Origin of the sequence: Streptomyces sp. NPDC047028 (genome assembly GCF_040644095.1) — a bacterium.
Classification (GTDB): domain Bacteria; phylum Actinomycetota; class Actinomycetes; order Streptomycetales; family Streptomycetaceae; genus Streptomyces.
In genome coordinates this window covers 52,346-71,378 of the sequence record NZ_JBEYVS010000010.1, presented here as the reverse complement: position 1 = coordinate 71,378, position 19,033 = coordinate 52,346, and the positions used below count along the sequence as shown (strand labels likewise).

12 protein-coding genes and 1 pseudogene are annotated in these 19,033 nt (G+C 71.2%); 10 read left to right on the top strand and 3 right to left on the bottom strand.

Going from position 1 to position 19,033, the window contains the following annotated elements; genetic code table 11:
• Positions 1–401: 401 nt before the first annotated feature.
• From ABZ854_RS11790 to ABZ854_RS11780, 3 genes are read left to right on the top strand one after another with little or no spacing between them, the layout of a single operon-like run.
• On the top strand, positions 402–1,868 hold the full coding sequence (locus ABZ854_RS11790; protein WP_361208044.1) for an aldehyde dehydrogenase family protein: 1,467 nt from the start codon (positions 402–404) through the stop codon (positions 1,866–1,868).
• 54 nt (positions 1,869–1,922) lie between these two features.
• Positions 1,923–3,494 carry a GMC oxidoreductase gene (locus ABZ854_RS11785; protein ID WP_361208307.1) on the top strand — a complete coding sequence of 524 codons (1,572 nt, stop codon included), beginning with the start codon at positions 1,923–1,925 and terminating at the stop codon, positions 3,492–3,494.
• A complete protein-coding gene (locus ABZ854_RS11780; protein ID WP_361208041.1) occupies positions 3,491–4,954 on the top strand; it encodes an APC family permease in 1,464 nt (487 codons plus the stop codon). The genes ABZ854_RS11785 and ABZ854_RS11780 overlap by 4 nt, the downstream gene beginning before the upstream one ends.
• A gap of 256 nt (positions 4,955–5,210) precedes the next feature.
• Here ABZ854_RS11780 and ABZ854_RS11775 read toward each other — a convergent pair whose 3' ends face one another.
• Positions 5,211–5,519, bottom strand: coding sequence for a hypothetical protein (locus ABZ854_RS11775; protein WP_361208038.1), 309 nt, complete (start codon positions 5,517–5,519; stop codon positions 5,211–5,213).
• A gap of 485 nt (positions 5,520–6,004) precedes the next feature.
• Here ABZ854_RS11775 and ABZ854_RS11770 point away from each other — a divergent pair, with 485 nt between their 5' ends.
• Positions 6,005–7,012 carry a Ppx/GppA family phosphatase gene (locus ABZ854_RS11770; protein WP_361208035.1) on the top strand — a complete coding sequence of 336 codons (1,008 nt, stop codon included), beginning with the start codon at positions 6,005–6,007 and terminating at the stop codon, positions 7,010–7,012.
• A gap of 430 nt (positions 7,013–7,442) precedes the next feature.
• Here the strand turns inward: ABZ854_RS11770 and ABZ854_RS11765 are convergent, their stop codons facing one another.
• Both ABZ854_RS11765 and ABZ854_RS11760 read right to left on the bottom strand, forming a co-directional pair.
• On the bottom strand, positions 7,443–10,100 hold the full coding sequence (locus ABZ854_RS11765) for a glycosyl hydrolase (protein ID WP_361208032.1): 2,658 nt from the start codon (positions 10,098–10,100) through the stop codon (positions 7,443–7,445).
• Positions 10,101–10,233: 133 nt separating this feature from the next.
• Entirely contained in the window at positions 10,234–11,319 is a 1,086-nt protein-coding gene (locus ABZ854_RS11760) for a GNAT family N-acetyltransferase (RefSeq protein ID WP_361208029.1), read from the bottom strand.
• A 401-nt stretch (positions 11,320–11,720) separates the two neighbouring features.
• Between ABZ854_RS11760 and ABZ854_RS11755 the strand changes: the two genes are divergently transcribed.
• From ABZ854_RS11755 to ABZ854_RS11730, 6 genes and pseudogenes are all read left to right on the top strand, one after another.
• Positions 11,721–12,149 carry a PaaI family thioesterase gene (locus tag ABZ854_RS11755; protein WP_361208026.1) on the top strand — a complete coding sequence of 143 codons (429 nt, stop codon included), beginning with the start codon at positions 11,721–11,723 and terminating at the stop codon, positions 12,147–12,149.
• 804 nt (positions 12,150–12,953) lie between these two features.
• A pseudogene (locus ABZ854_RS11750) lies at positions 12,954–14,900 on the top strand (TIM-barrel domain-containing protein); the annotation flags it as partial.
• Positions 14,901–15,187: 287 nt separating this feature from the next.
• Complete coding sequence (locus ABZ854_RS11745; protein WP_361208023.1) at positions 15,188–16,411, top strand: carbohydrate-binding protein; 1,224 nt, start codon at positions 15,188–15,190, stop codon at positions 16,409–16,411.
• Positions 16,412–16,523: 112 nt separating this feature from the next.
• Positions 16,524–17,297, top strand: coding sequence for a polysaccharide lyase family 7 protein (locus ABZ854_RS11740; RefSeq protein WP_361208020.1), 774 nt, complete (start codon positions 16,524–16,526; stop codon positions 17,295–17,297).
• Positions 17,298–17,426: 129 nt separating this feature from the next.
• Positions 17,427–17,879 carry a hypothetical protein gene (locus ABZ854_RS11735; RefSeq protein WP_361208017.1) on the top strand — a complete coding sequence of 151 codons (453 nt, stop codon included), beginning with the start codon at positions 17,427–17,429 and terminating at the stop codon, positions 17,877–17,879.
• A 164-nt stretch (positions 17,880–18,043) separates the two neighbouring features.
• On the top strand, positions 18,044–19,024 hold the full coding sequence (locus tag ABZ854_RS11730) for a hypothetical protein (protein ID WP_361208014.1): 981 nt from the start codon (positions 18,044–18,046) through the stop codon (positions 19,022–19,024).
• The last annotated feature ends 9 nt before the right edge of the window (positions 19,025–19,033 follow it).

Below are 19,033 nucleotides of genomic sequence, written 5' to 3'. Positions count from 1 at the left end.
ACACGGGACAGCGCAGACCGATGGGCCGCCCGTGCGAGCGCGGTGCAGCGGGGCCGGGAGCTGAGACCCCGACGCCACCCGGGTGGTTCGGGCCGCGGCCGGTTCACGTGCTGGGCGGGGGGGCGCCGCTGATCTGTCCGTACAGGTTGGTGACGCCGCCGGCCGGCGGGTGGCCGCCGATGCCGGTGAGTGGTCGGTGGCGCCCAAGCGTTCTACGGGTGGGGGCGCGCTCGCCCGGCCGGGGCGGGGTTCGCGGGGCGCGCCTCCGGTTGGTCCACTCGGGTTCCGTGCGCCTGCCGGACGACGTCACGGCGGTGTGCCCTCGTGTCCGTCGCGTCCGGATGGGCCATGTTGCTGACGGTCAAGCCGATCTACTGCGTGCGATGCGAAGGAGGCCCGGGGTGGGCGAACTGTACATCGACGGTGAGTGGACACCCGCGGCGGCCGGCGGAATCCGGGAGGTGGTCAACCCCTACGACGCCTCCGTCATCACCACCGTCGACGAGGCGGACGCCACGGACGCGGACCGCGCGGTCCGCGCCGCGCGCCGCGCCTTCGTGGAGGAGGACTGGGCGAGCGCACCCACCCGCCGCCGTGCCGATCTCCTGCTGCGCGTGCACGACCTGTTGCTGCGCGACAAGGAGGAGATCGCCCGCACCGAGACCCTCGACACGGGAAAGACACTGGCCGAGGCGCGGATCGACGTGGAGGATGTGGCGAACGCCTTCCGGTATTTCGCCGAGGTCGCGGGCAAGGACGGCGGCCGGGTCGTGGACGTCGGACCGGATGTCCTCAGCCGCGTCGTCTATCAGCCGGTCGGTGTCTGCGTGCTCATCGCCCCCTGGAACTACCCCCTGCTGCAGGCCTCCTGGAAGGTGGCGCCGGCGCTGGCCGCCGGAAACACCTTCGTCCTCAAGCCCAGTGAGATCACACCGCTCACCACCATCGCCATGATCCGGCTCATCGAGGAGGCCGGCGCGCCGCCCGGCGTCGCCAACCTGGTGCTGGGATCCGGGGCGACCGTGGGCGCGGCCCTGACCGCTCATCCGGAGGTCGACCTGGTCTCCTTCACCGGTGGCCTGACCACCGGACGGGCCATCATGGCCAGCGCCGCCGAGGGACCGAGGAACATCGCCCTGGAACTCGGTGGCAAGAATCCCAACATCGTCTTCGAGGACACCGACTTCGCCGCCGCCGTGGACCACGCGCTCGAGGCCGCCTTCCTGCATTCCGGACAGGTCTGCTCCGCCGGTTCGCGTCTGCTGGTGCAGGACGGGCTGCACGACCGGTTCGTCGACGCCCTCGCCGAGCGCGCACGTGCGATCCGGCTCGGGAGCGGCCTCGAAGAGGGTACCGAGAGCGGTCCCCTCAGTTCCGCCGGACACCGCGAAAAGGTCGAACGCTACATCGCCATCGCCCAGGAGGAGGGCGCCCGGCTCGTCACCGGGGGCACCCGTCCCGACGACCCCGTCCTGAGCAGGGGCTTCTTTCTGCTGCCGACCATTTTCGCCGACTGTGACCGGTCCATGCGCATCGTCCGGGAGGAGGTCTTCGGCCCGGTCGTCACCGTCGAGCGCTTCCGCACCGAGGACGAGGCTGTGGAAGCGGCCAACGACACGCGCTACGGCCTGGCCGGCGGGGTGTGGACGTCCGACGCGGGCCGCGCCCAGCGTGTCGCCCAGCGGCTGCGCCACGGCACCGTGTGGATCAACGACTTCCACCCCTATGTGCCGCAGGCCGAGTGGGGCGGCTTCGGCCGCTCAGGCGTCGGACGCGAACTGGGCCCGACCGGCCTGCGTGAGTACCAGGAGGCCAAGCACATCTACCAGAACCTGGCGCCGGCCCCCTCCGGCTGGTTCAAGGGCTGAGGCATGAGCACTGCGCCCGCCCACGGCACGAAGGCCTCCGAAGAAAGGCTTCATATGCCCGCCACCACGGCCCACCACGTCGAACACGCCTACGACTACGTCGTCGTCGGCGGGGGCACCGCCGGATGCGTACTCGCCGCCCGCCTCAGCGAGGATCCCGACTGCCGCGTCTGCGTCGTCGAGGGCGGCCCCAGCGACGTCGGCGACGACCGGATCCTGCACCTGCGCAACTGGATCAACCTGCTCGGCTCGGAATTCGACTACGGCTACACGACGGTTGAGCAGCCGCACGGCAACTCCCACATCCTGCACTCACGTGCACGCGTGCTCGGCGGCTGCTCCTCCCACAACACGCTGATCAGCTTTCTGCCGCTGCCGCAGGACCTCGACGACTGGGTGGCCCGCGGCTGCGCCGGCTGGGACCCTGCGACGATCCTCCCCTACCGCGACCGGCTGCGCACGCGGATCGTCCCGGTGGCCGAGGCCGACCGCAACCCCATCGCCAAGGACTTCGTCACCGCCGCCCACCGCGCCCTCGGCGTTCCCGTCATCGACGACTTCAACGCCGAGCCCTTCGCCGACGGCACCGGCTTCTTCTCACTGGCTTACCAGCCCGCAGGCAATCTGCGCTCCTCTGCTTCCGTCGCCTACCTCCACCCCGTCATGGACCGGCCCAACCTCACACTGCTGCTGGAGACATGGGCCCACCGATTGCTCACCGACAGCGACGGGAGGCTGACCCGCGTCGCGGTGCGCGGCGCCGACGGTCAGGAGAGCACCGTGCGCGCCGAACGCGAACTCCTGCTGTGCGCCGGCGCCATCGACACCCCCCGCCTGCTGCTGTTGTCAGGCATCGGACCGGCCGATGACCTGCGCGGCCTCGGGATCGATGTCCTGGTCGACCTGCCAGGCGTCGGTGAGAACCTGCTTGACCACCCGGAATCCGTGATCCTCTGGGAGACCTCGGGTCCGCTGCCGCCCAACTCCGCCATGGACTCCGACGCCGGTCTCTTCCTGCGCCGCGACACCGGACAACCGCGCCCGGACCTGATGTTCCACTTCTACCAGGTACCGTTCACAGTCAACACCGAGCGCCTGGGATACACCGTTCCCGAGCACGGGGTGTGCATGACACCGAACGTTCCACGCGCACGCTCCACGGGCCGTATGTGGCTGCGCAGCGCCGACCCGGCCGAACACCCGGCGCTGGACTTCAGGTACTTCACCGACCCCGGAGGCCATGACGAGCGCACCATCGTGGACGGTCTGAGGGTGGCCCGCGAGGTCGCCGCGACCGATCCGCTGCGCGGCTGGCTGGTCCGGGAGGTCGCTCCCGGACCGGACGTCACATCCGACACCGACCTGTCGGAGTACGGGCGCCGTGCGGCCCACACCGTCTATCACCCGGCGGGCACCTGTCGAATGGGGGCCCCGGACGACCCTATGGCCGTCTGCGATCCCGAGTTGAGACTGCGCGGCGTCGAGGGCGCGCGGATCGTCGACGCGTCCGTCTTCCCGACGATGCCCACCATCAACCCCATGGTGACCGTCCTGCTCGCCGCAGAGCGCGCCGCCGATCTCGTCACCGGCCGTCTTGGCCACGCCGGCCAGGAGTCCGGACGGTGACCAGTCAGCACCCCGCCGTACCGGCGGCCGGCGGGTCTCCAGGCGAGCCGGGTTCGGAGTTCCGCAAGGACATGGGCCCCTGGGCGAACTTCGCCCTCGGCTTCACCTACCTCTCCCCCGTGGTGAGCACCTACACCCTCTTCGGCACCGCGCTGGCCACCGGCGGACCGCCGATGATCTGGGCGTTCCTGCTCGCCGGCTGCGGGCAGTTCCTCGTCGCGCTCGTCTTCGGCGAGATCGTCGCCCAGTACCCCATTGCCGGGGGTGTCTACCCCTGGGCGCGGCGGCTGTGGGGAAAGCGCTGGGCGTGGATGACCGGCTGGGTGTACATGTGGGCGCTGCTGGTCACCATCACCTCCGTGGCCTACGGGGCCGGTCCCTACATCGCCATCCTCTTCGGGTTCAGCCCCACCGTGCACACCACCGTGCTGTGCACCGCGGTACTCATCGCCGTCGCCGTACTGATCAACTACGCGGGCACCAAGGCACTGTCCGCGGCCGCCTTGATCGGTTTCACCGGCGAGCTCGTCGGCGCCCTGGTCGTCGGCGTGTACCTGCTGTCCACCCACCGCGCCCACGGCATCGGCGTCATTTTCGACAGCTACGGCACCGAAGGCAACGGCTCATACCTTCCGGTGTTCCTCGCCGCCGCCATCATCGGCTTCTACCAGTACTACGGCTTCGAGGCCTGCGGTGACACCGCCGAGGAGGTCGCTCACCCCGGCCGCGTCATCCCCCGCGCGATGCGGCGCACCATCTACATCGGCGGTGCCGCGGCCACGTTCACCTGCATGTCGCTGCTGCTGTCGGTCACCGACTACCACGCGGTGATCTCCGGCAAGGACTCCGACCCGGTGGTGCACCTGCTGCGCGATGCCATGGGCGACGTCGGCGCCCGGCTGGTGATGGCTGTCGTGCTGATCTCGTTCCTGTCGTGCACGATCAGTCTCCAGGCCGCGGCCGGGCGGCTCATCTACTCCTATGCCCGCGATCAGATGATCGTGGGGCACCGGTTGCTGCGGCGGTTCTCCCCCGCCCGGGCCGTGCCCGGCTACGCGCTGCTGGTGGCCGCCGTAGTACCGATGCTCATCGCATTCGGCTCGCTCGTCTCCAACGACGCCCTCACCAAGATCGTCTCCTTCGCCATCCTCGGGATCTACGCCTCGTTCCAGATGGTGGTGCTGGCCGCACTGCGGGCCCGGCTGAAAGGGTGGCGGCCCCAAGGGGAGTTCACCCTGGGGCGCTGGGGCCTGGTGGTGAACGCCGTCGCACTGGCCTACGGCGTCTTCGCGATCATCAACATCTCCTGGGCCCGCAACCCCCAGGAGCCTTGGTACGACAACTGGATCGTCCTGCTGTGCGGCGCAGTGGTGGCCGGCTCCGGCCTGTTGTACATGTTCACCACCCACCACTACGGCCGCGGGGACGCGCCGGCCGGAGACGCCGTCCCGACGCGGTGATCCCCGCGTGCCTTCGTCCGCGCTCCGGGCCGTCGGGCCGGCGGCCCGGATGGCGCACGTGCCGCGGGCGTGACCGTCCATCTCGTCGGGGGCGGCGAAGGCGTGGCCATGTCCGGGTGCGGGCACCGCCCGCCCACGGCGCGTGGCGGCGAGAACGGGCGACGGCCCTGAGGCCAGAGGGGAACAAGCTGGTCACGTCACACCGAGGATGGCGCGGCGTAGGGGCAGCGCCGTGCCGGGACAGCCAGTTCCGGGGCTACCTCGCCGTCTCGGCGGCTGCGGGGCCGGCACCCGACGGTTGTGTGCCGGTGCTGCCGAACCGGATGCCCTTGGCCTCCTTGCCGACCGCGCTCAGCACGATCATCAGGGCCAAGGCGGGCACCACAGTCCACCCCAACGCCGCCGGATAGCCGTGATGCTCGGCGATGGCCTCCTGGAGCGGCAGGTTGAGGGCGGCGATCAGGCTTCCGAGCTGGTAGGTCTCGTCCCCGCTTCGTTCGCCGAGCGACCCCGTCGCCGGAGCTCCCTCTCCACCCAGCGAGCCATAGAGTTTGCGCAGGGGCACCGTCAACCACGCTTTCGTCGGGGATCGTTGTACCCGGACTTGGCGGCTGACTCTGGTGGACGACCGTGCGCCGGGCACCCGAAACACCACCGGCGCGCTCGGCGCAGTGTGCGGTTGTGCCGGCTCACTGCTCAGGGGCGCGCCGACTCCGGCATCCGCAGCACCGCGTCGCGGACGGTGTGATCGCGGAGGCGGGCAGCCCGCCGATCCGGCCGGAGGTCACCTCTGCGACTTCGTCAGCGTCAGTGCGCAGCCGCAGGGCACGACCGAGAGTGTTCCCGACGGCAGGCGAGGGATTGGCCTCCCGCCGCGCTCCAGACGGATGCACGAGAAGGAAGCAGGCGGGGCGCGAGGGGGCGCACAAGAGCATGCATCGGACGCAGGGGGGCCGATGGGAGCCGGGGCCGTGCCCTGACGCCCCGGCCGCACCGGCCGACACCCAGCCGTGATGGGTCTTTCGCCGGGAAACCGGGTACTCCCGGGCCATGCGGGTGAGTGTGGTGGACGCGGGGTCGAACACAGTGCGACTGGTGATCGCGGACGTGGAGGGCGGTGTGCCGCTGCCCGTGCACACGGTCAAGTGGAAGCTGAGGCTGTCGGAACAGGCCGGACCGGACGGCTCCCTCGGCGAGGAGGCGGTGGAGCGGCTGGTGAAGGCCGTGGCCGCGGCTGGGGCGACCGCGCGGCACTGGAGGGCGACCGGCCCGCTGGCGTTCGCGACAGCCGTGGTACGCAACGCGCCCAACCGGGAGGAGGTGCTGCACCGGGTGGCGGCGGGCACCGGTATCCGGATGTGCACCCTGCCCGGGGAGACCGAGGCGGCGCTGACCTTCCTGGCCGCCCGCCGCTGGCTGGGCTGGAACGCGGGGCCCCTCGCGCTGCTCGACATCGGCGGCGGCTCTCTGGAGGTGGCCTTCGGGCGTGGCCGGCTGCCCGACTTCGCGGCCTCCGTGCCGCTCGGTGCGAACCGGCTGACGCAGGAGTTCCTCTCCGCCCAGGATCCGCCCGGGCGGGCGGAGTTGAAGGCGCTTCGCCGCAGGGTCCGGCACGAGTTGCGGGACGTGGCCGCCCGGATCCGCTGGGAGGGCCCGCGCACCGCCGCCGTCAGCTCCCGTACGTTCCAGCAGCTGGCCCGGCTGTGCGGGGCTGCCCCCGGTCGGGAGGGGCTGTTCGTGCGGCGGGAGATGCAGCGCCGGGACCTGCGCGGGGCGGTGCACACCCTGGCCGGGCTGCCCGCCGCCGAGCGCGCCCAACTGCCGGGCATTTCCGCACCGCGCGCCGGCCAGAGCCTGGCCGGCGCGGTCGTGGGGCACACGGCGCTGAAGCTCATGGGGCTGCGGCGGGTCGTCGTCAGCCCGTGGGCGATCCGCGAGGGTGTGCTGCTGCGCTACATCGAGGACGGCGCCGGCTGGTGGACGGACGTCACGGCGGCCGACGACGCGCCCCCGCCCGCCCCGGCCGCCGCCCTGCGTATCGCCGCACCCCCGGTGTAGGCCGGACTCCGCCCTGGACGGCATCATGCTGACGGTGCCCGACGGCCGGCTGCCGTGCGGGGTCGGGCCCTCCGGCTGCGCCGAGTCCTCGCTGCCGCGCACCATCGCGGCTGGTGGCCGGCTTCTGCCGGCCGGCTGCCCGGGCAGGAGGGCGCGGGCACGGTCACGGTCGGCGGGACACCGGTGAGCCGGGTGCCCGCCCGGCTCGCGGTCGTCTTCCAGCACTACGGCCGCTCGCACAACCATCGTCTTCGTCCCCCGTCACATCGCCGAGAGCGTGTACGGGCCTCTCCCGCTTCGCACAGGGTGCGCGGAGGTGGGGCGGCCGGTGCGCTAGGGCGGCACCGGTGCCGCACCGCGGGCGGCGACGCGCGAGGGGTGACCCCGCCGCGGGGGAGCGGCGGGGCCACCCCGGAGTGCGGTCCGGCGATCAGTCCAGGTCGCGCACCTTGAAGGTGTAGATGCCGCGGCCGTGCGTGGCCGCGTACAGCGTGCGGCCGTCGGGGCTCGTCTTCAGCTGGAGCACGGCGACCGCCGGGAGGTTGCCGACGCGCTGCCAGTGGGTGCGGCCCGGGGCCCGGTAGACGACGCCGAGGTCGGTGGCGACGGCGAGGCCGCCGTTCGCCGTGACGACGGCGGAGTCGGCGGGCACGTCGGGCAGGTTCGCCGAGACGTCCTTCCAGGTGGTGCCGCCGTCGGTGGACTCGAAGACGTGGCCGACGCCCGCGCCGGGGCCCTCGGTCCAGGCCCGGGAGAAGCCGTTGACCGTGAGGAACACGTGGTCGGCGTTCCTCGGGTCGATGGCGAAGCCGCTGAGGTAGCGGTTGGGCACGGTGCCGTCCGCCGGCAGGCTGATGTCGTGCCAGCCGGTACCGTCCGCGTTGCCTACGGCGATGCCGCGGGCGAAGCCCTGGTTGTTGCAGGGTCCGCACCAGGCCGCGTACACCTTGCCGCCGGAGGCGGCGACGGCGGTCGCGGTGCGGCCCTCGCCGAGGTCGTACAGGCCCTTCCACTCGGCGCCGCTGCGGATGGCGTAGCCGTGGGTCTGCGCCCAGATGTGGCGGCCGCCGGCGATCCAGGTGTCGCTGTTCTTCATGTCGGCCGCGAGGGGGGCGATGAAGCGGGCCTCGCTGGTGGCGTTGTCCGGCGGGGCGACGGAGTAGGAGGTCGCCTTGCTCGGGTCGGTGGTCCAGCTGCCGTCGTTGACGGCGCAGTTCTGGGTGACCTGGACGGCGAGGTACACGTACTCCTGGGCGATGTCGCACCCGTTGGCGGGGTCGGTGAGGGTGTCGCCGCCGTCACCGCCGAAGTTGGAGCCCATGATCTTGTCGTTGCTGCGCAGGAGGGACTGGCCGTTGTCCTGGAGGCCGCCGGTGACGGACACCCCGCCGTGGTCGAGGTCCTTGCCGATGCCGACGGAGTAGTACTGGAGGGTGTCGATGGTGCCGTCGTTCAGGGACGTCCAGTCGGTGGCGTGGCCCTGGGCGTCCTGGGAGCCGTCGACCGGGCGCTTGTAGGCGCCGCCGTCGTTGCCGACGTACACGTAGGACTTGCCGTGGTAGCGGCCGATGGCGACGCCGTGCTGGTCGGAGTGGGTGGTCGGGTTGCAGTCGCCGGTCTGCTTGGCCGGGTCGATGCTCCAGCAGGAGAAGCCGAAGTTCCAGTACGGGCCGACGGTGGACCAGGTGCCGCCGCCGTCCTTGGTCTCGTAGACCTCTTCGAGACCGGCGTACACGTGCTCGGCGTTGTCGGGGTCGACGGCGAGGAACTGGTTGTACCAGGCCTGGACGCCGGGCATGTAGCCGGGCTCGGTCAACGCCGAGTTGTCGGCGGCGAGACCCTTGTAGTCGGCGATCTTCGTCCAGGGTCCGGTCGGCGAGCCCGACTGGGAGACGAAGATGCCCTCCAGACCGCTGTCCGGGTTGGTGTTCAGCTGCTCCGGGGACTCGTCGATCGCGTAGTAGCGGGAGCCGTCGGCGGAGCGGGCGAAGGTCACGTTGCCCACGTTGTCGGCGTCGGCGGGCAGGTCGCCGAGGCCGCCGGTGATCCGCTTCCAGGTGCCGCCGGACTTGGTGTAGAAGCCGTTGTAGTCGTCGCCGCTGCGCCAGCCGACGGCCAGGACCACCTTGGAGGGGTCCTTGGGGTCGATCGCGATGTCGTTGGCGATGTTCTTGTACGGCGCGTCGGGGTCGCCGGCCTTGGAACCGCCGGGCAGGAAGTCGGGGTTGGGTGCGAACTCCAGTTTCCAGTGGCCGCCGAGCCGCTTCGTGGAGTGGCTCCACACGCCCTTGCTGGTGGCCGCCCACACCCTGCCGCCGCCGAAGCGCAGCTCGTGGATGGTGGTGCTCTCCAGCTCGTCGCCGCCGACCCGGCGGCGGGCGGAGAACGTGCCGTGGTGCGGGTGGGCGAGGACGTAGACGCCGCTGCCGAGGTAGGCGTCCGAGTTGGTCGACGCCTCGCCGGTGCCGAGCCAGAGGCGGCCGCCGCCGTCGACGGCGAGGGCCCCGGTGGACTGCGAGGGCAGCCGGTCGCTGATCGGCGTCCAGTGGCCGCCGCCGGTGCGCGAGCGCCACACGCCGCCGCCGGCGCTGCCCGCGTAGACGTAGCCGTCGTCGTCGGCGGCCATCGCGGCCATGCGTCCGGTCACATAGCCGGAGCCGCCGCTGGAGTTGGAGTCGAAGTCGCGGTAGCGCGGGTCGTCCGAGTTGTACGGCAGGTCGGTGACGTTTCGCCAGTGGCCGCCCGTGCCCCGCAGGTTCTGGAGGCTGTTCCAGGCTGCTCCGTACGCGCCGGGGGCGACGACGCCCGGGGAGGTGCGGGCCTCGGCGTACTGGTCCGCGCCCTCCGCGATCTCGTCCGCCTCGTTGCCGCCGTCGTCGTCCTCGGCCTGCGCGAGGGGCGCCTTGGAGGAGGCGGCTCCCACCGTGTGCACGCGTTCCTTGGCGAGCTGGGCGAGGGTGCGGGGCCCGAACGGGCTGCCGCCGCCGTGGCCGGCGGCGGAGGCGGACGGGGGGATGGTGACGAGAGCGGCGGACGCGGTGAGCGCGCAGAGTGTGAACCATCGTCTTCTGTGGGCGTGCAGGGACACCTCAGGCCTCCTGGGAGGGCATCGACAGTGCGACGCAGGAGACCTGATCACGCGAACGGGAGCACGTCCAGCATTTGGGACACTCTTGACGAGAGCCTGCCATAAATAAGCTCTACGGCACGTATGCGCGGGTTCAGGCGCGGCCGCGCGTGCGCAACCGGCCCGCGGTGCGCAGCAGTTGGTCGGCCGGCTCACGCAGCCGGGGGTGGGCCAGCACCGTGTTGCGCAGACCGCGCACGGGCCTGCGCCACATCCGCTGGGCCAGGGCGACCGGGTGGGCGCGGGCGGCGAAGCCCTCACCGACGCGCAGTTCCCGGGTCTTCAGCCAGTCCTTGTACTCCTTGTCGCCGCGCCCGAGGTCGACGAGGGTGATCCCGTGCCGGGCGGCCGCCTCGGCGGTGCGCAGGTGCATCGCCAGGCCCGGCGAGTAGGCCGGCAGATCCGGGTCGTACGCGGTGAACCAGGCCGCCAGGACGGTGCTCGACCGGGGGCCGAAGTGGGCCGCCACCGGGCGGTCCCCGGCGTACAGCACGGACAGCACTCCGGTGAAGTGCTCCTCGCGCACCCGGAACAGATGGTCCACCAGGTCGACGATCCACGGGCGGGAGAACCGGTCCATGCGGCCCGTCCTGCGGTACTGCGCGGACTTCCACCGCATCAGGGTGCGCAGGACACGCGGGTCCCGTTCGTCGAACTCGAACCGCACCTCGCCGACGTCCCGCCCCAGCCGGCGCTCCTTCTGCAGGGTCTTGCGGGCCAGTCCCGTATAGGTGCCGCGCAGCCATTCGGCGTAGGTGCCGTCACCCGGTTTGACGTCGATCACCGGGGAGGCGAAGGTACCCGTGACGTGCGGCGCGAACGGCCGCTGCTCCTGGACGAGATGGTCGAACTCGAAGATGCTGAGCCCGCACGCGCGCAGCAGGTCCCGGGTGTCCCAGGTGACCCCGGGCCGGTGCACGAGGGCCTGGCAGTCGGAGAGGCCGAGTCCGATGGCCCGTCCGGTGCCGACAGGGGTGCGCTCGTACGGCAGGAAGCCCACCGCCTCCCCGCCCTCGTGCAGCACCGCCACCCGCGCCCCGCGCCGGGACAGGGCGACGCCCGCGGCGAACTCCGGGGCCAGGAACGGGTTGGCGTACTCGGACGATTCGTCCATCGCCCGGTGCCAGGCGGCCCGGAGCGCGGGCGTCAGGTCGCCGGGTCTGTGGATGGTGATCTCCACGTCAGCTCGACCGCCCTTCCGTGACCGGGGCCGGTGAGGTGTGTGGATCATGACTGTTGGCTCGCATGGCGACCGCTCCCCCCATGACGCGCCGGGCGCGTCCTGCCCTTCGCTGACTGTCTGTCCCCTCCGTGCGTCCGTACCGCGCGGTCCCCGACCGGGACGTCCGAACCGTACCGCAAGGGGCTCAAACGTCGCGAAACAGTACGCACGCTGTCAAGGGTGCCTCAGACGGCGGAAGATCCGCCACGGTTTCCACCGAGCCGGGAGGAAGTTTGACCTGCACGTGGCGCGTTCCCGCCCGTCGGCCGCGGACCGGCCGGTCCACGCTGGCACACTGCCTCGCGGCACCCGGTGCGGACCGCCGGTGCGACCGTGGCCCTGATGAAAGGCGGTACCCCATGTCCCCCTCCGAGCAGGCCGCCCCGGCTCCCGCCGAGTTGCTGGCCGCGATGCCGTTCGCGGGCGCGCTCGGCATCGAGCTGCACGAGGCCACGACCGGGCGCGCCGTCGGCTCGCTCGCCTGGTCGCCGGACATGTGCACGGTGGGCGGCGCGCTGCACGGCGGGGCGCTGATGGCGCTGGCCGACAGCGTCGGGGCGGTGTGCGCCTACCTGAACCTGCCCGAAGGTGCGTCGGGGACCTCGACGGTGGAGTCCAAGACGAACTTCCTGCGGGCGGTCACCGCGGGGCGCGTGCACGCCACCGCCCGGCCGCTGCACGTCGGGGGAACCCTGCTGGTGGTGCAGACGGATCTGCGCGACGACCGGGACCGGCTGGTCGGCCAGACGACACAGACGCAGATCGTGCTCAGGAAGAGCGCCGGCTGACGGCACCGGAGTTCGGGCCGGTCTCCGCCACGGGGCGGGGGCCGGCCTTCGTCGTGCCCGGGAGTGAACCCGCTCGCGGTATTGACATGAACCTGCACTAGCGACGAGTCTTCGTGCGTGAAGTTGCTCGAATGATGCTCATTTCGCGCGCATCCGCGCAGCAACAGCACAGAGGCAGAAGCAAGAACTGGTGTGATGGGAGCTGTTTCCGCCGTGCGAAGAATCCGACACCGTGTGCCGTGGCCGGCCTGGGTCCCCCTGGGGCTGGCGACCGCCCTGGCGGGGACCGTGCTCGCCGTCCCGGCCCCCCGGGCGGCCGCCGCCACCGAGACCGGCGGCACGCTGGACGCCGCGCACAGCAGCGTCAGCTGGCAGAGCCCGGTCTACGCCAAGGGCACCGGCGGCGGCACCGAGAGCTGTCCGGCCGCAGCCGACGATCCCGACGACCAGGTCTGCGACCGCTTCGACCTGACCGTCTCGGTGGCGAAGGGCTACTGGGACGACAACCCCGAGGGCGGCGTCCCGCTGTCGGTCAAGTGGGAGAAACCCACTGACGACTTCGACCTGTACGTGTACGACGACCAGGGCAAACAGGTGGCCTCCAGCGCGGGCACCGCCGACCCCGAGGCCACGGTGATCCCGCGGGCGTCGGGGACGTACCACGTGCTGGTCGTGCCGTACGACGTGCACGACAACTCGTTCACCGGCACCGCCTACCTGCCGGCGACCGAGGACGCCGGCGACCTGACCTCCTTCTCGGGCGGCGACGGCAGCTACACCATCCGGGCGGGCGGGCTCATGGCCCGCGCCGACTTCCTCACCGACGGCCGGCTGCGCCTGCAGGCCGATCCGTCGGGCTCGCTGAGCGACCCGGCGGGCACGGCCATCGTGCGCGAGCAGCAGGCCCGGGAGCGGCACACCTCGTCCTTCGACGCGGGCGACTACTACGGCGTCCGGACGCCGAAGGCCGTGCTGCGCGTGTACAAGAAGCCGCTGCGGTTCGGACTGTACAAGCCCGACAACCGCACCCGGATCTGGCAGGAGGACAAGCCGCTGCGCTGGTCCACCGGCGGGATGCGGCAGAGCCTGGACCGGGGCGCCGATGAGCAGTTCTTCGGCGGCGGCGAGCAGAACGGCAGCCTCTCGCACCGCGACCAGACCATGTACGTGTCCAACAGCTTCGACTGGAACGAGGGCGGCTACAACAACTCCCAGCCGTTCTACCTCTCCAGCGCGGGCTACGGCGTCTTCCGCAACACGTTCGCACCCGGCGTCTACACCTTCGGCGACCCGGTGACCACCGGCCAGCAGGAACGGCGGCTGGACGCCTACTACTTCCTCGGTGACGCCAAGCAGGTCATCGGCCAGTACACGGCGCTGGTCGGCAAGCCCTTCATGCCCCCGGTGTACGGCCTGGAGCCGGGCGACTCCGACTGCTACCTGCACAACGCCAACCGTGGCGAGCGGCACACCCTGGACGCGCTGAAGGTCGCCGACGGCTACACCGAGCACCAGATGCCACTCGGCTGGATGCTGGTCAACGACGGCTACGGCTGCGGCTACGAGAACCTGGAGCAGACCGCCAAGGGACTGCAGGACCACCACGCCCAGCTCGGCCTGTGGACCCAGGACGGCATCGACAAGCTCGCCGACCAGGTCAAGGCCGGGCAGCGGGTGGCGAAACTGGACGTGGCCTGGGTCGGCAACGGCTACAAGTTCGCGCTGGACGCCTGCGACGCGGCGAAGAAGGGCATCGAGGACAACAGCGACGCCCGCGGCTTCGTGTGGCTGCCGGTGTCCTGGGCCGGCGCCCAGCGCTGCGGGGTGATGTGGAGCGGCGACCAGAAGCTGTCCTGGGACTACATCCGCTGGCAGATCCCGACATACGCCGGGGCCACCATGTCCGGCATCGCGTACGACACCGGTGACGTGGGCAGCATCTACCGCCACGACCCGAAGATGTACGCGCGTGACCTGCAGTGGAAGGCGTTCCTGCCGGCCATCATGACGATGGACGGCTGGGCGACGGACATCAGCACGGGCAAGCCCGCCGACCAGCAGCCCTGGCTGGACGGGGAGCCGTACACCTCGATCAACCGCAAGTACCTCCAGCTGAAGGAGCGGCTGCTGCCGTACATGTACACGCTGTCGGCCCAGGCGGCGAAGACGGGTGTGGGCGCGGTGCGCCCGCTGTGGCTGGAGTACCCGCACGACCCGAACACGCTGGGACCGGACGCGAAGTACGAGTTCCTGTCGGGCAAGGACTTCCTGGTGGCACCGGTGTACCAGGACTCCGACACCCGTGACGGCATCTACCTGCCGAAGGGCACCTGGACCGACTACTGGACCGGCCGCACCTACCACGGCCCGACGACCCTGAACGGCTACCACGCACCGCTGGACACCCTCCCGCTGTTCGTGCGCGAGGGCGCCGTCGTGCCCATGTGGCCGAAGGGCACGACGAGTTGGCAGACCCGCGACCGGCACGAGCTGGACTGGGACCTGTACCCGGCGGCGCACGGCGCCAGCCAGTACACGCTGTACGAGGACGACGGCGTGACCCGTGACTTCGCCAAGGGCGCCCACTCCACGCAGCGGGTGTCGGTGCGCGCCGGCCACCGGACGACGGCCGTCTCGGTGCGGGCCGCCAAGGGCGACTACACGGGCAAGGTGGACGCACGGTCGTACACCTTCACCGTGCACGGCGCGTCGGCGCCCGCGCGGGTCCTCGTGAACGGTCGTCAACTGCCCCCGTCCGCCTGGTCGTACGACCCCGGCACCCGGGTGACGACCGTCCGCACCCCGAGTCTGCCGCTGCGGCACGGCTTCACCGTGCGGCTCGTCGGCTGAGGACCGGTGCCCGCGTCCCGCCAGGGGCGCGGGCACCGTCGTCTCCGCCGGGACAGCCGGACCTTGGGTAAAGATTTCGTATGGTCTAGTCCAAAGTGGAATTTGGTCTAGTCCAACTTATTGACGTGACCTCAACACCTCCCGGAGGCTGGGTTTCCTCCCCACCCCACCTCTCCAGGAGGCACGCAGTGAGACGTCTTCACGCATGTCTGAGCGCGGCGGCGGCCGTCGGACTCGCCGCCGCGGGCACGACCGCGTTCGTCGCGGGAACGGCCTCGGGCGCGACCACCACCGCACTGAGCAACCGCTGGTACGCGGCCGCCCCGTATCTGATGCCGCTCGACAACGACCCGCCGTCCGCGTCCGCGATCATGGACGCCACCGGCCTCAAGGCGTTCCAGCTGGCGTTCATCCTTGCCCCCAACGGCGGTGGCTGCTCCCCCACCTGGGGTGGCACGGCCCCGGTATCCTCGGACACGGCCGTGAAGTCGGTGATCGACACGATCCGCGCCAAGGGCGGCGACGTGTCGGTCTCCATCGGCGGGTACGGCGGCACCAAGCTCGGCCAGGCATGCTCGGACGCGGCGGCCACCGCGGCGGCTTACCAGCAGGTCATCACCAAGTACGGGCTGCACGCGATCGACTTCGACCTGGAGGAGCCGGAGTACGAGAACACGGCTGCGATCAAGAACGAGATCGGCGCGGCGAAGATCCTCCAGCAGAACAACCCGGGCCTGTACGTGTCGGTGACGACGGCCGGGACCGCGGACGGCACCGGCTGGTTCGGCAAGCAGATGCTGCTGGAGGCCAAGTCCCAGGGGTTCACCCCGAACAACTTCTCCATCATGCCGTTCGACGGCGGCTTCAACGGGGCGGCGAGCCAGACCGGCGCGCTGACCAAGTTCAACGCGATCCTGCAGTCCACGTTCGGCTGGAACGAGGCGACCGCCTACGCCCACGAGGGCTTCTCCGGCATGAACGGCCGCAGCGACACGGGCGAGTACTTCACGCAGGCCGACTTCCAGACGGTGCTGGACTACGCGACGAGCCACAACATGGACCGGTTCACGTTCTGGTCGCTGAACCGGGACCGGCAGTGCAGCCCGCCCGACAACGGCGGCCGCACGTCCGGCACCTGCTCCAGCGTGGCCCAGAACTCCTGGGACTTCGCCAAGTACTCGGTGAAGTTCGCCGGCGCGACGCCGCCCACCACGCCGCCCTCCACCTCGCCCACCCCGACGCCGACCCCGCCGGGCATCTCCTGCAAGTCCGCCTGGAGTTCCTCCGCGGTGTACACGCAGGGCGACGAGGTCTCCTACGGCAAGCACAACTGGAAGGCCAAGTGGTGGACCCAGAACGAGACGCCGGGCGCCTCGCAGTGGGGACCCTGGGAAGACGAGGGAGCCTGCTGACCCTCTTGACGTGTCTGGTTCAGACCTTTAACTTCTCGGGTCATCGGTGACCAAGGATGCGTTCAGTGTTCACATCGCTGAACGCATCCTGGTTCGACGAAGGGACCCCCACATGACCCGTACCCGACTCATCGCGCTGACGACGGCCGCCGGCCTCGGCCTCGCGCTCGCCACCCTCGGCAACGACGCCCAGGCGGCCGACCCGCACGTCGCCCCCGGCGGGAACTTCGACCTCTCGGTCTGGCAGCTCCAGGAGCCCGTCGGCTCCCCCGGGCACCCCACGACCGTCTCCTCCTCCCGGCTCCAGGGGGCGGACGGCTACCAGGACACGTACTTCTACACCGACAAGCGCGACGGAGCGATGACGTTCTGGGCGCCCGAGAAGGGAGTGACGACCCCTCACTCGAACTACGCGCGCTCGGAGTTGCGGGAGATGGACCCGGACGGCGGCGCCGCCGACTGGCCGCTGGCCGGCTCCCACCGGATGAGCGCCACCCTGCGCGTGGTGTCCGTGACCAAGAACGTGTGCGTCGGGCAGATCCACCTCGGCTCCGGGGGCTCCTCCACCAAGCCGCTGCTGGAGCTGTACTACCGCGCGAACGGGGACATCGTCCTCGGCACCGAGAACTCCCCATCCGGCGGCCAGACCTCGCACCCGGTCGGGCACGTCCCGGTCGGCAAGACCTGGCGGTACACCATCGCCGTCTCCGGCGGGAACACCATCGAGCTGACCGTGAACGGCAGCACCACCCGCTACGGCATCCCCTCGTCGTTCAAGCCGTACAAGCAGTACTTCAAGGCCGGCTCCTACAACCAGTCCTCCTCGGACAGCACCAGCCGGGGCGCCCGGGTGGCCTTCTACGGGCTGACCGTCCAGCACGGCTGAAACGCGGGCCGAAACAGGCTGAAACACGCCCCCACCTGCGCGACTGGTGCATTCGGCCCAGCGGTCGTAGCGTCGACTTGCACGCGGTCGGACACGGCACGACGGGTGGGAGCGACCATGCGCGGAACTATGGCAAGTGCGGTGATCACCCTCGGCGCGGGCCTGATGCTGACCGCCGGCATGACCACGGCCTCGGCGGGCGCGCCCACGGCCGCCCACCGGGCCCCGTCGGTGCGACCGGTGCTCGTCGAGTGCCTGGGGCACGGCGACGTCCGCCCGGCCGACTTCATCCTGGCCTGCGGCGACGGCAACAGCCGCCTCACCGGACTCCACTGGACCCAGTGGGGTCCGCGGGCGGCGACCGGCACGGGGATCAACGAGGTGAACGACTGCAAGCCGTACTGCGCGGCCGGCCGCTTCCACTCGTACCCGGTGGCCGTCCGGCTCGACGAGCCCAAGCCGTGGAAGAACCACCCGGGCGCCCAGTACTACACCCGGATGAGCCTCACCTACACCGCCGACCGTCCCGACGGCTTCAAGCCGGTCATGACCTTCCCGCTCTTCGACTTCGCCGGGCACTGACGACAGGGCTGGGCCCGTCACCCGGGCGCATGCCACCGATCCCTCTGCCGTGGGCCGCGCGGGCGACCCCGCGGCCCGGCTCCCGCCCTCAGTGACCGGGGCGGCGTCATGTTGGTGTGACCCCGTAAGGCCGGCGCCCCGCGTGCCGTACGAAGAGAGGTCACATGCCCCGACTCCCCCGCCTGGCCGGTGTCGCCACGGCCGTGCTCGCGCTCGGTCTGGTCGCGGCTGCTCCCGCCACCGGTGCCGAGCCCCTCGTCACCGACGCGCGGATCCTCACCCACTTCGACCTGGCCGCCGGGCAGACACCCGAGAACATCGCCCTCGAACGCGACGGCTCCGCCGACCTCACCTTCGCGTTCGCCCGGCAGATCGCCCACGTCACGCTCGACGGCGACCTGGAGATCCGGGCGACCCTCCCGGACGTGGCGAACCCCGGCACACCCGTCGTGCACAGCGCCCTCGTCACCGGCATCGCCCGCGCCCACGACGGCACCCTCTACGTCAACTACGCCACCGGCACCAGCAGGACCGGCGTGTGGCGCATCCCCCGCGACGGCGGCACGCCGGTGCAGATCGCCCGGCTGCCCGACGACGGGCTGCCCAACGGACTGGCTCTCGACGAGCGGCACGGCGTGCTCTACGTCGCCGACTCCGCGCTCGGCACCGTGTGGCGGGTACCGCAGTCCGGCGGCAAGGCCACGGCCTGGGCCAAGGACACGGCACTCGACCCGCTGCCGGCACCGCCCGCGAGCGGCTTCGGCGCCAACGGCATCAAGATCCACGGCAACGCCGTCTGGGTGTCCGACACGGACCGCGGCACGCTGCTGCGCATCCCGTTCGGACCGGGCCGCTCCGCCGGCGCCGTCGAGACCCGGGCGAGCGGGCTGGCCGGCATCGACGACTTCACGTTCCCCGGGCGCGGGGACAGCGCGCTGGCCGCGCTGAACGACACCGACCGGGTCGTCCTGGTGGGCCGCGACGGCACCCACACGGTCGCGCTCACGCAGGCGGACGGGCTGTCCAACCCGACGTCGGTGGCGGTACGCGGGCGGACCGTGTACGTGCCGAGCGCCGCCTACCTCACCCAGCGGGACCCGAACCTGCTGCTGGCCCGGCTGCGCCACCTGCTGGGCCGGATCTGAGCCCACCCG

Bases quoted from the DNA above. Each gene is read 5' to 3' on its own strand.
- ABZ854_RS11785 (WP_361208307.1), top strand. From the start codon at position 1,923: ATGCCCGCCACCACGGCCCACCACGTCGAACACGCCTACGACTACGTC.
- ABZ854_RS11735 (WP_361208017.1), top strand. From the start codon at position 17,427: ATGGCAAGTGCGGTGATCACCCTCGGCGCGGGCCTGATGCTGACCGCC.
- ABZ854_RS11740 (WP_361208020.1), top strand. From the start codon at position 16,524: ATGACCCGTACCCGACTCATCGCGCTGACGACGGCCGCCGGCCTCGGC.
- ABZ854_RS11770 (WP_361208035.1), top strand. From the start codon at position 6,005: ATGCGGGTGAGTGTGGTGGACGCGGGGTCGAACACAGTGCGACTGGTG.
- ABZ854_RS11755 (WP_361208026.1), top strand. From the start codon at position 11,721: ATGTCCCCCTCCGAGCAGGCCGCCCCGGCTCCCGCCGAGTTGCTGGCC.
- ABZ854_RS11730 (WP_361208014.1), top strand. From the start codon at position 18,044: ATGCCCCGACTCCCCCGCCTGGCCGGTGTCGCCACGGCCGTGCTCGCG.